This window comes from Candidatus Margulisiibacteriota bacterium (assembly GCA_041650855.1).
Lineage (GTDB): Bacteria > Margulisbacteria > WOR-1 > O2-12-FULL-45-9 > XYB2-FULL-48-7 > JALOPZ01.
Window position 1 is genome coordinate 97,753 of sequence record JBAZKJ010000002.1, and the last position, 13,256, is coordinate 111,008.

The 13,256-nt window shown below is 60.3% G+C and carries 15 protein-coding genes; 6 read left to right on the top strand and 9 right to left on the bottom strand.

Features of this window, described 5'->3' with window-relative positions:
• Positions 1-35 precede the first annotated feature (35 nt).
• Entirely contained in the window at positions 36-1,160 is a 1,125-nt protein-coding gene (locus WC529_05115) for a hypothetical protein (GenBank protein ID MFA5113658.1), read from the top strand.
• Here WC529_05115 and WC529_05120 read toward each other — a convergent pair.
• Positions 1,157-1,681 carry an L-threonylcarbamoyladenylate synthase gene (locus tag WC529_05120; GenBank protein MFA5113659.1) on the bottom strand — a complete coding sequence of 175 codons (525 nt, stop codon included), beginning with the start codon at positions 1,679-1,681 and terminating at the stop codon, positions 1,157-1,159. The genes WC529_05115 and WC529_05120 overlap by 4 nt on opposite strands.
• Before the next feature lie 73 nt (positions 1,682-1,754).
• Here WC529_05120 and WC529_05125 point away from each other — a divergent pair, with 73 nt between their 5' ends.
• From WC529_05125 to WC529_05135, 3 genes are read left to right on the top strand one after another with little or no spacing between them, the layout of a single operon-like run.
• A complete protein-coding gene (locus WC529_05125) occupies positions 1,755-3,068 on the top strand; it encodes an amidohydrolase (GenBank protein MFA5113660.1) in 1,314 nt (437 codons plus the stop codon).
• A complete protein-coding gene (locus WC529_05130) occupies positions 3,061-3,777 on the top strand; it encodes an MTAP family purine nucleoside phosphorylase (protein MFA5113661.1) in 717 nt (238 codons plus the stop codon). The genes WC529_05125 and WC529_05130 overlap by 8 nt, the downstream gene beginning before the upstream one ends.
• 44 nt (positions 3,778-3,821) lie before the next feature.
• On the top strand, positions 3,822-4,670 hold the full coding sequence (locus WC529_05135; protein MFA5113662.1) for an HD domain-containing phosphohydrolase: 849 nt from the start codon (positions 3,822-3,824) through the stop codon (positions 4,668-4,670).
• Here the strand turns inward: WC529_05135 and prmC are convergent.
• Genes prmC through bioA form a run of 5 tightly spaced genes read right to left on the bottom strand, consistent with a single transcriptional unit; the run spans position 4,621 to position 8,939 of the window.
• A complete protein-coding gene (gene prmC / locus WC529_05140; GenBank protein ID MFA5113663.1) occupies positions 4,621-5,463 on the bottom strand; it encodes a peptide chain release factor N(5)-glutamine methyltransferase in 843 nt (280 codons plus the stop codon). The genes WC529_05135 and prmC overlap by 50 nt on opposite strands.
• Positions 5,460-6,521 (bottom strand): peptide chain release factor 1, encoded by a 1,062-nt coding sequence (prfA, locus tag WC529_05145; protein MFA5113664.1) that lies wholly within the window; start codon positions 6,519-6,521, stop codon positions 5,460-5,462. The genes prmC and prfA overlap by 4 nt, the downstream gene beginning before the upstream one ends.
• Positions 6,522-6,527: 6 nt before the next feature.
• A complete protein-coding gene (gene rpmE, locus WC529_05150; protein ID MFA5113665.1) occupies positions 6,528-6,794 on the bottom strand; it encodes a 50S ribosomal protein L31 in 267 nt (88 codons plus the stop codon).
• A 22-nt stretch (positions 6,795-6,816) separates the two neighbouring features.
• A complete protein-coding gene (locus tag WC529_05155; protein ID MFA5113666.1) occupies positions 6,817-7,671 on the bottom strand; it encodes a glycosyltransferase family A protein in 855 nt (284 codons plus the stop codon).
• On the bottom strand, positions 7,668-8,939 hold the full coding sequence (gene bioA, locus WC529_05160) for an adenosylmethionine--8-amino-7-oxononanoate transaminase (protein MFA5113667.1): 1,272 nt from the start codon (positions 8,937-8,939) through the stop codon (positions 7,668-7,670). Before bioA ends, WC529_05155 begins: the two co-directional genes overlap by 4 nt.
• Before the next feature lie 96 nt (positions 8,940-9,035).
• Between bioA and WC529_05165 the strand changes: the two genes are divergently transcribed.
• On the top strand, positions 9,036-10,118 hold the full coding sequence (locus tag WC529_05165; protein ID MFA5113668.1) for a TMEM43 family protein: 1,083 nt from the start codon (positions 9,036-9,038) through the stop codon (positions 10,116-10,118).
• Complete coding sequence (locus WC529_05170) at positions 10,118-10,654, top strand: epoxyqueuosine reductase QueH (GenBank protein ID MFA5113669.1); 537 nt, start codon at positions 10,118-10,120, stop codon at positions 10,652-10,654. Before WC529_05165 ends, WC529_05170 begins: the two co-directional genes overlap by 1 nt.
• Here WC529_05170 and bioD read toward each other — a convergent pair.
• The 3 genes from bioD to bioB are packed head-to-tail and all read right to left on the bottom strand — an operon-like array spanning position 10,651 to position 13,248.
• A complete protein-coding gene (gene bioD / locus WC529_05175) occupies positions 10,651-11,253 on the bottom strand; it encodes a dethiobiotin synthase (protein ID MFA5113670.1) in 603 nt (200 codons plus the stop codon). The genes WC529_05170 and bioD overlap by 4 nt on opposite strands.
• A complete protein-coding gene (gene bioF / locus WC529_05180; protein MFA5113671.1) occupies positions 11,199-12,278 on the bottom strand; it encodes an 8-amino-7-oxononanoate synthase in 1,080 nt (359 codons plus the stop codon). Before bioF ends, bioD begins: the two co-directional genes overlap by 55 nt.
• Positions 12,262-13,248 (bottom strand): biotin synthase BioB, encoded by a 987-nt coding sequence (gene bioB / locus WC529_05185; protein MFA5113672.1) that lies wholly within the window; start codon positions 13,246-13,248, stop codon positions 12,262-12,264. Before bioB ends, bioF begins: the two co-directional genes overlap by 17 nt.
• Positions 13,249-13,256: the final 8 nt, after the last annotated feature.

The following is a 13,256-nucleotide window of genomic DNA, read 5'->3' on the forward strand; positions in this document are numbered from 1 at the left end:
GGGCTTGGTCACTCTGCAACGCGCTAGACTTACCGGTGACGACCTCCGTGACCGGCTCGACCGGCGGACCGACCCAGCTGCGTTCGAACATCGGCGGGATCAGCCTTGGCTGGATCAAGGTCGGGAGCCGGGAGGTCGCGACCCTGGCCTGGCACCCCGATTTCAAGTTCGGCGCCTGGGGCGCCGGGTTCGACGTCAACCTGGCGTTGGGCGACAATAAGCCGGAAGGGTACGAAACCGCCGTGCTCCGTTACGTGGAATACGATGACTTTAAGAAAGGGCTGCGCTACGGGATCCTGGACGGCGTGACACTCGGTCACGGCCTGATCATGAAGAATTATTCGACCCGGGTCGGCAATTCGGTCCTGCCGGTCAATGAACAGACCGGCATCAGGGGTTACATCGACCTCGACAGGAACGTGGTCCGCGCCATGGCGACCAAGTCCAATGTTTACTACCTTCGCCTGGAACAGCGAGTTAACCCGTTGCTGACGCTGGGCGGGTATTACGTTACCGACTCGACCGGCCGCAAGATCGTCCAGACCGACGGCTCGACCAGGCTGTTCCCGTCCGTTTCCGCGGTCGGCGTCGACGCGGTCATGCCGCTGCCGCTGAACCTCGAAGGATACGCGGAAGCCGGCCAGTTAATGAACCACGGCAACGGTTACGCCGCCGGCCTCTCCTGGGGTTACGACCTGATGGTGGCGAACGCCTCGTTCCTGGCCGAGTACCGGGTGCTGGATAAAGGTTTTGTCCCCGCTTATTTCAGCGCTGATTACGAGAACAACCCGGTCGACCTGGCCTCGGCGGAAGCCTCGGGCAGTACGAAGAACGGTTATCTGGCCCAGCTGGGCGTCAACGCGCTCGGGTTGGCGAGCTTAAGCCTGATCTACGAAGCGTATCAGGACAGCAACGCCACGCTGACCGGCGACCTGACCGCGAAATTCACCGACCAGTTGACGGTCCGGGGGTACTACAAGCAGCCGAACTTTGTCGACTACCGGTCGATCACGCTGGAGCAGGGGGCGGTCCTGGGAGCGGACGTCGCTTACAAGCTCAATCCTTATACCAGCCTGATCACCCATTACAAGAAGTCTTATAACCCGGTCACCGGCCAGGTCGAAGCGACGCAGTACTACGAGATCGGGCTGAGCTTCTAGGGGCGTAGGGTCTTAGGCGTTTTAGTCGCGTCGATGACTTTTGACGGTTTTCCCAGTTTAACGCGTCCGGAGAGAACGAAATTTATTCCTTTAAGCCCGGCCGAAACTTGTTGAGCGTTGAGGAACGGGTTTTCCCCGGAAAGATTGGCCGAGGTGGCGGCGATCGGGCCGACTTTGCGGATCAGGTCGATGATCGTCCGGTGGGCGGGGACGCGTAAACCGACCGTTTTTCCCTGACGTCCGGGAACGACCAGAGTTAACGGCCCAGGCCAGTGCTTTTTCGCTAAGCGCAAGGCTTGAGCGTTAAATATCCCCAGTTCTTTGGCCTGCCTTAAGCTGCTGACCAGTACCTGCAAGGGTTTGTTCTTTGGTCTTTTCTTTATTTTGTATATCCTGGCGATCGCCCGGGGCTTCGAGAGCAGGGCGCCGATCCCGTAGACCGTCTCGGTCGGAAAAGCTATTACTCCTCCCGCTTTTAATATCCTTTGCGCCCTTAGTGTGCTTAGTGCCTTAGTGGTCATTCCCTTTCCGGATTTTACCACCAAGACACGAAGAACACAAAGAACACTAAGTTTGCTATAATCAACGCTATTAATGGACGCCGATCTAATTATTAAGGGCGGGATGGTCATGACGCTGGACGACAAGTTCACCCTGCATGACCAGGCCGACGTCGCGATCAAGGGGACGAAGATCGTCGATATTTCCCCGCGGACCAAATACCGGGCCAAGAAGACGCTCGATGCCGCCGGCAAGCTGGTGATGCCGGGCCTGATCAACTGCCACACCCATTCGGCGATGGTGATGATGCGCGGCCTGGCCGACGACATGCCGCTCGATATCTGGTGGAATAAGTTCATTTTTCCGATCGAAAAGAAGCTGCTGAACCCGGAATTCGTCGAGATCGGCGCGGCGCTGGCCGCGGTCGAAATGATCAAATCGGGGACGACCTGTTTTTCCGACATGTACTTTTTCCAGGCGGCGGCCGCTCCGGTCTACAAGCGGATCGGGATCAGGTCCATCCTGGGCGAAGCGGTGCTCGATTTTGCCACCCCGGACGCGGCGAACGCCGACGCGACCAACCGCTTGACGGAAGAACTGTTCGCGCAATGGGGTGGGGACGACTTGATCGGCCTCTCCGTCGCGCCGCACGCCCCATATTCCTGCGGCGAGGAGAATCTGCGCAAGGCCAAAGCCCTGGCCGATAAGCACGGTTTGTTGCTGCATATCCATATAGCCGAGACGGCCGGCGAGGTGGCCGAATTCCAGCAAAAGCACGGCCAAACCCCGGTCGAGTACCTGGCCCGGCTGAAGTTCCTGGGCGAGAACGTGATGGGCGTTCACTGCGTCCATGTCTCGCCGGCAGACGTGAAAATCCTGCGCCGGCACGACGTCAAGATCGTCCACTGCCAGGAGAGCAACATGAAGCTGGCGTCCGGCTACGCGCCGGTCGTCGAAATGCAGTTCGCCGGCCTGACGGTCGCCCTGGGGACCGACGGGGCGGCGTCCAACAACAACCTCGACATGTTCGACGAGATGGATTCGGTCGCCAAGTTCCACAAGCTGATCCGGAACGACCCGACGGTGATGGAGGCGAAGAGCGTGGTCCGGATGGTGACGACCGACGCGGCCAAGGTTATCGGGCGGGAAAAAGCGCTCGGTTCGCTCGCGGTCGGCAGAACGGCGGACCTGATCACGATCGATCTGGCCCGGCCGCAGCTGACGCCGATGTATAATCCGTATTCCCACCTGGTCTACAGCGCCGGCGGCTCGGAGGTCGATTCGGCGGTCATCAACGGCCAATTGGTGATGGAAAACCGGGAGATGCTGACGATCGACGAGGACGAAGTGCTGGACCGGGCTAACCGGTTAGCTCAAAAGATCAAAGCGGAGGTGGCCAATGCCTAAAATAGCGATCATCGGCGGTTCCGGGGTAGAGAAGCTCGATTTTGCCGGGAAGATGCGGCCGCTGATCGTCACCACGCCGTACGGGAGCGTGCCGGTGGAGCTGGGCAAAGTCGCCGGCCGGGAAGTGGTTTTCCTGCTGCGCCACGGCAAGGAGTACCGGCTCCCGTCCGAGATCAACTACCGGGCGAACATTACCGCCCTGAAACTGGCCGGGGTGACCGGGATCATCAGTTCGGCGGCGGTCGGCGCCATTAACCAGCAAATGAAGCCGGGCGATCTTTCCCTGCTGACCGATTTTATCGATTTCACCCGGGGGAAAAGAGAGACCTTTACCAGCCATTCATTTATTGATATGAGCCGGCCGTACGATCCGGGTTTGAACGGCAGGATCGCCAAAGCCGCTAAAGCGCTCAAGATCAAGCTGCATCCCGGCGCGGTCTACGCTTGCGCGGAAGGCCCCCGGTTCGAAACGAAAGCGGAGATCAGGATGTACGGCCAGGCCGGAGCCGACGTGGTCGGCATGACGCAGGTTCCCGAGGTGGTGCTGGCGGCAGAGGCGGGGATCCCGTACGCGGCGATCGCCGTGATCACCAACTACGCCGCGGGCGTGACCGCCGGCAAGATCGATCCCGATCACGTCGTGGCGATGATGCGCCGGTGCTCCGCCCAGCTATCCCGCCTGATCGCCCGGACCATAACCAGCCGTTAAAATTACCTGAAATAGCCGGCGGCAACGGCCGAAAAACAGGGGTAATGATCGGTAAAACCACTGCCCGCCGGTACAGCCCCATTAACTGGCTGAGCAATTATTGTTTTCGGCGCGGGCTAACCGCGATCGACCGGGAGACTCCGGGCACGATCCGTTATCCGCGGCGGCGGTTGATTCAGGACGTCGCTGCCGAACTTTGCCAGCGCCTGACCCAGCCGACGCCGCTGGCCGTTGCCTTGAAAAAAGCGGAAGACGAAAGCGCGCTCAAGGTCGCTTTTTCCCGGCGCCTGGCCGGTTTTATTTTTTTAGCTAACCAGCTTTCCCGCGACGAGAACTTTGTGGCCGATTGCCTCCTGGAAGCGTCCCGGTATTACGACCTGGCGCTTTATCAGCATCAGGTCAGGGTTACCCTGCTTAGCGGCCACCTGGCCGACCGTCTCGGCCTTGACGGGGAACCGATCATGACGGCGGCGATGACCCACGATTTCGGCAAGATCGGGATGCCGTGGGACATTATGAACAAGGGGCACTGGACGGAGGACGAAAAAGAGCTCAAACCGTTCCACCTGCAACTGAGTTTGCTGGCCGTTTCGGCGATCCGCTCTTTTGCCGAAGTGGCCAAGATCGTTCACTACAACCATTATTACGACGGCTATCCGAACGGGGTGGCGGGTAAACCGGTGCCGCTGGCGGGACAGGTCCTCTCCGCGGCCGATTTCTACGACGCGCTGACCACCCCCCGGCCTTCGCGCAACGGACGGGCCAAACCGGCGAGCGAGGCGCTGCAGAAGTTCGAGGAGCGGGGGAGATCGACCGAAGTGGCGACCCCGTATGACCCGCGGCTTATTGCCGCGCTACGAGAAACCGTTCTTTCCCGGCCAGATCTTTTTTGATCTCTACCGACCGGTAAAGGCCGGCTGCCAGTTGCTTGACCGCATTCCCCTGATCGAAACCGATCTCGATAAACAGCAAACCGGGGGGCTGGGTGGTCAGGTGTTCGGGGGCTTTCTGAATTATTTCCCGCAGGAATTTTAGGCCGTCCTGGCCGCCGTCGAGCGCGCCCCGCGGTTCCCAATCCTTGACCTCCGGCTGCAGCTTATTGATCTCTGCCGTCGGGATATAGGGCGGGTTGGACACGATGATATTGACCTTTTCCGGCAAAGGCTCCAGCAAGTTGCCGCCCATAAAATGACAGCGCGCGGCGACTTTATTGTTTTCCGCGTTCTTTTTTGCCAGCTTCAAGGCATCGCCGGAAGCGTCGATCCCGTAAACTTCGGCTAACGGCAGGTGTTTGGCGAGCGCAACGGCGAGGCAGCCGCTGCCGGTCCCGATGTCAGCGATGACGACCCGCGACTCGCGGCCCGCGACCCGCAAGACTTGCTCGGCAAGCTGTTCGGTCTCGGGGCGGGGGATCAGGACGTGCCGGTCGACGGCGATATTGAGACCAAGGAAGGGTTGGTCGCCGATGAGGTAGGCGGTCGGTTCGTGCTTCAGGCGGCGGGCCAGCAGTTGTTTGAACCGGACCAGGCCGTTCTTCTCGATCGTCAGGCTCTGGTTGAGGATCAACTCGCTTTTTTTAATGTTGAGGGCGTGGGTCAAGAGCAGTTCCGCTTCCAGCCGGGGATCGGCGATCCGCTTGCCGGCCAGCTGGTCGGCCGCCCAGTCGAGCGCTTCCCCCAGGTTCATGCCGCTTTGGCCAGCTTGGCGGCGCGATCGGCGGTGGCCAGCGCGTCGATGATCTCGTCGAGCTCGCCGTCGAGGACGTTATTGAGCTGGTGGACGGTAAAGCCGATCCGGTGGTCGGTGACCCGGCTCTGCGGGAAATTGTAGGTCCGGATCTTTTCCGAGCGGTCGCCGGTGCCGACCATGATCTTGCGGGTCGATTCCCGGTCTTTCCGCTGTTTTTCGATCTCCGCCTCGTAAATGCGGGAACGGAGCAGCTTCATCGCCTTGACCCGGTTCTGCAGCTGCGACCGCTCTTCCCGGCACTCCACGATCACGCCGGTCGGCAGGTGGGTCAGCCGGACGGCCGAGGAGACCTTATTGACGTTCTGGCCGCCGGCGCCGCCGGAGCGGAACGCCTCGAACTTGATGTCCTTTTCGTCGACCTTCACGTCGACTTCGTCGACTTCCGGCAGGACGGCGACGGTCGCCGCCGAGGTGTGGATCCGGCCGCTGGCCTCGGTTTTGGGGACGCGCTGGACGCGGTGGGTGCCGCTTTCGTATTTCAGACGGCTGTACGCCCCTTTGCCGATGATATTGAAGACCGCTTCCTTGTAGCCGCCGAGGCCGGTGTCGTTGACCTCCAGCATTTCGGTCTTCCAGCCTTTCCGTTCGGCGTAGCGCAGGTACATGCGGAGCAGGTCGCCGGCGAAGAGGGCGGCCTCGTCGCCGCCGGTCCCGGCGCGGACTTCCATGATGATGTTCTTTTCGTCAAGCTGGTCCTTGGGCAGCAGAAGGGTCTCCAGTTCTTTGGTCAGTTCCTCTTTGCGTTTTTTCAGGTCGTCGAGCTCGACCTCGGCCAGCTCCTTCATCCCTTCTTCTTCCATCATCCCTTCCGTGTCCTCGGTTTCCCGCACCACGGCCCGGTATTCCCGGTACTTATCGACGATCTCCTTGAGGTTGTTGTATTCCTTGGTGTATTTGACGAAGGTGTCGTGGTCGTTGATCACTTTGGGGTCGCTGACGAGCTTTTCCAGTTCGAGGTAATGCTGTTCGATCTTGGCGAGTTTTTCGGGGAGCAAGGGAGCCTACTTCTTGCCGGCGGTCTTCTTGGCGGCGGGTTTCTTTTTCTTGACCGGCTTCTTCGCTTTGGCGGCGACGCCCGCGTACTTTTTCTGGAACTTCTGGACCCGGCCTTCGGCGTCGATCAGTTTCTGCTTGCCGGTGAAAAGCGGGTGGCAGTTGCTGCAGATGTCGACGTGGATGTTCTGGCGGGTGGAGCCGATCTCAAAAGCCGCCCCGCAGGCGCATTTCGCCGTGGTCTGGAAGTATTTAGGATGAATGTCCGGTTTCATGTAGGCTCATTTTATCATATGGTCAGTTCTTTGGCAACTCGCTCTCTAGCCCGCGCCGATAATGATATTCTTCGGCCAAATATTGGTAAAAAGGGGAGGAGTTGGCCCTGGCTTCGATGCGCGCCAGTAAGTTCGGGTAATTTTTAATGAGGCGGTAGATCGCCATTGCCAGCGGGTTCAACCCGAGGAACAGTTTGATCGTTAAATTCGGGTGTTTTTTGTAGAACAGGGCGGCCGAGCGCCCCATTGCGAACTTCCTTTCCAGCATCCCTGCGCGGGAGACTGGATGGTGGTGGTGGTTGACCGCGGGGGGGAGGTAATAGAGCTTGATCCGCATCTGGGCGAGGCGGTAGCCGAGCTCAACATCTTCCCAGCCGTACCCTTTGAAGTTCTCGTCAAACAGGCCGGCGTCGATCAAAGCTGACCGGCGGATCGAGAGGTTGCCGGTCAGGAAATACGACCATTTCAGCTTTTGCAGCAGCCGGAACTTTTCCCGGATGTACGGTTTGCCGTCCGGATTGACGGTCAGGCCTTCGAACGCGCCGTTCGGTTTGCGGTGGTGGGCGTTCAGGTGCTCTTCCAGGAGGTTCGGTTCCGCCTCCATATCGGCGTCGGTCAGGAAAATAATGTCGCCCGTGGCTTGTTTAATGCCAAGGTTGCGGGCGTAAGCCTTGCCCTTGTTCTCCACCCGCTGGTAGTTGAAGCGGCAGGTTGGCTTCAATTCCTCGACCATTTGCTCGGTCCCGTCGTTCGATGAGCTGTCGATCAGCTCGATCTCGTAGAGTTCGGGGGAGAGGGTCTGGTGGAAGAGCGACTCCAGCGTCTTTTTCAGGACGTGTTTCTGGTTATAGGTGCCGATGACCACGCTGATCTTCATTGTTGGGTTGCCGCCTTGATGGAATCATAAGTGATGGCCAGCAATTTCGCAAGCTCGGCCCGGGAGATATTAAGCGGCGGCATCAGGATGATCACGTCGCCGAGCGGGCGGAGAATAGCGCCCCGCTTCCGCGCTTCCAGAATGACCCGGTGCCCCAGGCGGGCCGCCGCGGGATATCCGGCGAGCTCGATGCCGACCATCAGCCCCAGCTGGCGGATCTCCGCCACCGGAGCGAGCCGGAAAAAGCGCGGCAGTCCCTTTTTTAGCAAGGCGATCGAGCGGTTGACCTTTGGCAGCAGCGCGGTCTGCCGGAAGAGCCGGAGCGAGGCGAGGGCGGCAGCGCAGCCGAGCGGGTTGGCGGTGTAAGTGTGGCCGTGGAAGAACGTGCGCTGGCTTTCGTGCGAGCCGAGGAACGCCCGATAAACCTTTTCGGTCGTCAGCGTCGCGGCGACCGGCAGGTAGCCGCCGGTCAAACCCTTGGCGACACACATTATATCGGGCCTGATCCCTTCGTGTTCGCAAGCGAACATCTTGCCGGTCCGGCCGAAACCGGTCGCCACCTCGTCGCAGATCAGCAGGACGTTATATTTGGTACAGAGACGGCGGACCCCCTTTAGATAGCCGGGCGGCATCAGGAGCATGCCGGCGGCCGCCTGCATCAGCGGTTCAACGATCATGGCGGCGACCTGGCGGTGATGTTTTTTCAACGTCCGTTCCAGCGCCGGGAGATCCCCGACCGGCACCTTGAACGATTTGAAAAGGAGGGGCCGGTACATTTTATGGAAAAGATCGATCCCGCCGACCGAAACCGAGCCGATCGTGTCGCCGTGGTAAGCGTTGGCCAGCGTGACGAACCTGGTCTTATTTTTCCGCCCGCTCTGCTGCTGGTACTGGAAAGCGATCTTGAGCGCGATCTCGACCGCGGTCGAGCCGTCGTCCGAATAAAAGACCCTGGTCAGGCCCCGGGGCGCGATCTTGACCAGCTCTTGAGCCAACTCGATCGCCGGTACGTGGCTTAAGCCGAGGAAAGTGGAGTGGGCGATCTTGTCCAGCTGCCGCTTGATCGCGTTGTTGATGGTCCGCGCGCGGTGGCCGTGCACGGTGACCCAGAGCGACGAGACGCCGTCTAAGTATTTTCGCCCCCGGGTGTCGAACAGGTACGAGCCGGCGCCGCGGGCGATCACCAGCTGGTCGTGCGCCGCCCAGTCTTGCATCTGGGTGAACGGGTGCCAGAGGTGTTTCTTGTCGAGCTTTTGCCAGTCGGGCATACTGTTAGTATAAATTCTATTTACCCCGCCGTCAATTTTGTCTATAATCAAACCGGCGCCGATCAAGGAGGAAAACAAATGGCTGATCAATATACGGTGACGACTAGAAAAAGCTGGGGGAGCAATATCCTGGATTCTTTCGTTGGGGCGGGGATCGGGATACTGATCTTTATCCTTTCGTTTATCGTGCTCTGGAACAACGAAGGCTCGGTCGATTTCTCCAAAGTGGCCCGGACCAGCGTACCGGTCTCGGCCAGCGCGCTGGAGAGCGGCGCCAGCGGCAAGCTGGTCTCCCTCTCCGGCAAACTGAGCACCGCCGACCTGGTCGGCGATCCGCAATTCCTGAAGCCGGGGAGTTACCTGCAATTGTCCCGGCGGGTGGAGATGTACGCCTGGCAGGAGAAAAGCCAGAGCGAGACAAAAGACCAGCTGGGCGGCGGGAGCGAGACCAAAACCACTTACACTTACGTCAAAGGGTGGACGATCAATCCCAAGGATTCCAGCCGCTTTAAAGCGCCGGACGGCCACGAAAATCCGCCGCTGCCGGTGGAAAGCATGACGTTCACCGCCCTGACCGGCAAGATCGGGGTCTACAGCGTCGATCCGCAAAGCATGGAGCTGCCGAAGCCGGCGCCGCTCAACCTGCGGGCCGACATGTTGCTGCCCGGCGAGGCGCTCTCCGGCAACCTGATCTTTAAAGGGCGTGGGACGCCGCAGTCGCCGCAGGTCGGCGACCTGCGGATCACTTACTCGGTCGTGCCGAACAAGATCGGCGTGACCGCCTTCGGCAAGCTGGAAGAAGACAGCCTGGTCCCTTTCCTGTATAAAGGGCGGGACAAACTATACCGCGCCGTGAAAGGGAGCCGCGACGAAGCGATCGCGGAGCTGGCGGCGGAGCACGGCGCCGCGGTCTGGGCGGTCAGGCTGGTCGGTTTCCTGCTGATGTGGGGCGGACTGTTCCTTTTCCTCAATCCGCTCAATGCCGTTTTGAAAGTGCTGCCGTGGCTCGGCACCGCCGGCCGCTGGACGATCGGGATCGTTACCTTCCCGGTCGCGCTGGTCTTAACGGCCGTGACCGTTATCATTGCGATCGTCGCCCATAACATCTGGCTGCTGCTGGCGGTGCTGGCGCTGCTGGTCGGCCTGGTCTACTGGCGGTCGACGCTCAAGAAAAAATAATGCTGCTCAACGTCTGCTGCGCCCCCTGCGGCCTGCCGATCATCGAGGCGCTCGCGGGGAGCGAGCTGACGCTTTTCTTCGACGGCCCCAACATCGCTCCCCGGGCGGAATACGACCGGCGCCTGGCGGCGACCCGCCGAGTCGCCGAGCTCTATCAACTTAAGTTCCTGGCGGGGGAGTACGAGCACGAGGCCTGGCTGAAGTTCGTCGCCGGCCAACTGGAGCAGCCGCCGGCCAAATATCCCGAGAACGGCGAGCGCTGCCGGGCCTGTTTCAAGTTCCGCCTGCAGCGGACCGCTTTTTTTGCCCGGGAGCACGGTTTTACTGCTTTTGCGACCACGCTGAGCGTCAGCCGTTTCAAGGACGTCGTTTTTATTAACCAGTACGGCAAGGAGTTGGCCAACAAACTTTGGTTGACTTACGTGCCGCTGGAGCTTGACCCCGGGCTGGCGCACCGCCGGGGGAGAGAACTTTCCCAACAGCATGAGATCTACCGGCAGAAATATTGCGGCTGCGAGTTCAGCCTGCAGGCTTAACGCCAGGGGAGCTGGGCGAGGACGGGGAGGTTGGTCAGTCGTTCGATGATCGCCGCGTTGCTTTTTTCCGCGCGGTCTTTTCCCCGGTAACCGTTAATGATTATTCCCATGATCGGAATATTCCGCCGGCGCAAAGCTTCCACGGTCAACAGGGTATGATTGATCGTCCCCAGCCCCGCCCGGGCAACGATAATGGCCGGCAGTTTTAGCCGCTTGATCAGATCGACGACCAATAGCTTTCCCGTGATCGGGACCAGCACTCCGCCGATCCCTTCAATCAGCACGATCCCGTGCCTTTTTTTCAATTGCCGATAAGCCTGGATCGCGGTTTCGAGTTTCAGGTTTCGTTTTTCGAGTTTAGCTGCCGCCAGAGGGGCCAAGGGAGCCTTCAGGTGGATCGGATTGATCAAGCGGAGTGGATCTTTTAGCTTCAATTTATTTTTGAGAAAGCGGGCATCATCGTCCCTGGCCGATCCCGTGGAGATCGGCTTCATGACGCCGATGTCGAGGCCGCAACGCCTTAAATAGCGCGCCAGCCAGACCGTTACGTAAGTTTTGCCGCAGCCGGTGTCAGTTCCCGTAATAAAGACGCCAGACATTCGATCTCCTCCTTGGTGTGGGCCGCCGTGATCGTTATGCGTAAACGCGAGCCGCCGGCCGGGACGGTCGGCGGCCGGATGCCGGAGACAAAAAAGCCGCGGTCGAACAACTCGGCCGAGAGCCGCAGCGTCTCCGCCGCGTCGCCGATGACCAGCGGAATGACGGAGCTCTCCGCCCGCGGGCTAAGCAGGCGGATGTTGTCCCAGAGCTTTTGCCTGAGCTCCGGTTGAGCTTCAATTATTGCCAGGGCGGCGAGGGAGGCGGCGCAAACGGCGGGGGGGAGGGCGGTCGTGTAAATAAAACTGCGCGCCTTGTTGCGCAGGTAGTCGATCAGCTCCGCGCTGCCGGCGACGAAGCCGCCGAGGCTGCCGACCGCCTTGGACAATGTTCCCATCACGACGTCGGCGGGGTTGTTGAACTCCAGCACGCCGGTCGCGTGAGCGTCGTCGGTCATTAAGATCGCGTCGTATCGTTTAGCGAGCCGGGAGAGTTCGGGGAGCGGCGCCAGGTCGCCGTCCATGGAGAAGACGGTGTCGGTCACGATCAGCCGGCGGCGCGACTTGGCGGCCTTTTTTAGTATTTCTTCCAGGGCGGCGGCATCTTTATGCGGATAGACTTGCAGTTTTGCTTTGGACAACCGGCAGGCGTCGATGATCGAGGCGTGGTCCAGCCGGTCGATGATAACGGTGTCATGTTCGCCGACCAGCGCGCTGATCGTGCCGAGGTTCGCCATGTAACCGGTCGGAAAAACGAGGGCGGCCTCGCGTTTCTCGAAAGCGGCGATCTTTTTTTCCAATTCTTCGTGGAGCGGCGTGTTGCCGGAGATCAGGCGCGAGGCGCCGGCGCCAAGACCATATTCATCAATGGCAGACTTGGCTTTCTCCCTGACCAGCGGGTGCCGGGAGAGCCCCAGATAGTCGTTGGAGCAAAAGATCTTGTGGGTTGCCCGGTCGATGGTCCTCAATTCGCGATACAGACCCGCGGCTTTCAGCGCTGCCAGCTCGGCGTTAATGAACTCGAGCATCGATCTCCAGGCCGAGCTCTTTGAGCATTTGCCGATCGCGTTCCGGTGCCTGGCCTTTGGTTGTCAGGTAATCGCCGATCAGGGTGACGTTGGCCCCGGCGGCGAACATCAGCGGCTGCAGCGTGCCGAGCGCTTTTTCCCGCCCGCCGAAGACGCCGAGGTCCTGGGTCGGCAGGATAAAGCGGTAGGCCGCGACCAGCTTGAGGACGGCAAAAGGGGTGAGCGGGGGATTGTTGGCCGCCGGGGTGCCGGGTACCGGGTGGAGGATGTTAATGGGGACAGACTGGACATTAAGCTCTTTCAGGGCGAAAGCCAGCTCGATCCGCTGCTCCGCCGTTTCGCCGATGCCGAATATCCCGCCGGAACAGACCTCCAGGCCCGCTTCCTGAGCGAGCTTGATCGTCTTGATCCGGTCGGCGTAGGTATGGGTGGTGCACATTTGCGGGAAGAAGCTCTCCGCCGTTTCTAAATTATGATGCAGGCGTTTCAGGCCGGCTTTTTTCAGCTTATTGATCTGTTCCCGGTCCAAAGTCCCCAGTGAAACGCAGCGGTTGAGCTTGGTTTCCCTGGTCACGGCTGCCAGGGCGGCGCCGATCGTCGCCAGTTCCGCGTCGGAGTGGATCGTTTTGCCCGAAGTGACAAAGGAGAAACAGGTGGCGGACATGTTCCGTTCCGCTTGTTTGGCGGCGTTGACCAATTCCGGCTCGGCCATTAACGGGTAAACCCGGCAGTCGGTCTGGTGGTGGGCGGATTGGGCGCAGAAGCTGCAGTTCTCGGAACAGCGGCCCGACTTGGCGTTAACGATGCCGCAGAGCTTGACCTGGTTGCCGTGAAAACGGCGGCGGACCTGGTCGGCGGCGGCCAGCAGCGACCAGATCTCCCGGTCGGGACAGGCGATCAGGCGTTCCGCTTCGCCCTGCGTGACGGGGCTTCCCGCGCCGACCCGGTCTGCTAATGCCTGGTGATCCATGCTAAAAT

Bases quoted from the DNA above. Each gene is read 5' to 3' on its own strand.
- WC529_05120 (MFA5113659.1), bottom strand. From the start codon at position 1,681: ATGACCACTAAGGCACTAAGCACACTAAGGGCGCAAAGGATATTAAAA.
- WC529_05125 (MFA5113660.1), top strand. From the start codon at position 1,755: ATGGACGCCGATCTAATTATTAAGGGCGGGATGGTCATGACGCTGGAC.
- WC529_05130 (MFA5113661.1), top strand. From the start codon at position 3,061: ATGCCTAAAATAGCGATCATCGGCGGTTCCGGGGTAGAGAAGCTCGAT.
- WC529_05135 (MFA5113662.1), top strand. From the start codon at position 3,822: ATGATCGGTAAAACCACTGCCCGCCGGTACAGCCCCATTAACTGGCTG.
- prmC (MFA5113663.1), bottom strand. From the start codon at position 5,463: ATGAACCTGGGGGAAGCGCTCGACTGGGCGGCCGACCAGCTGGCCGGC.
- rpmE (MFA5113665.1), bottom strand. From the start codon at position 6,794: ATGAAACCGGACATTCATCCTAAATACTTCCAGACCACGGCGAAATGC.
- WC529_05155 (MFA5113666.1), bottom strand. From the start codon at position 7,671: ATGAAGATCAGCGTGGTCATCGGCACCTATAACCAGAAACACGTCCTG.
- bioA (MFA5113667.1), bottom strand. From the start codon at position 8,939: ATGCCCGACTGGCAAAAGCTCGACAAGAAACACCTCTGGCACCCGTTC.
- WC529_05170 (MFA5113669.1), top strand. From the start codon at position 10,118: ATGCTGCTCAACGTCTGCTGCGCCCCCTGCGGCCTGCCGATCATCGAG.
- bioD (MFA5113670.1), bottom strand. From the start codon at position 11,253: ATGTCTGGCGTCTTTATTACGGGAACTGACACCGGCTGCGGCAAAACT.
- bioF (MFA5113671.1), bottom strand. From the start codon at position 12,278: ATGCTCGAGTTCATTAACGCCGAGCTGGCAGCGCTGAAAGCCGCGGGT.
- bioB (MFA5113672.1), bottom strand. From the start codon at position 13,248: ATGGATCACCAGGCATTAGCAGACCGGGTCGGCGCGGGAAGCCCCGTC.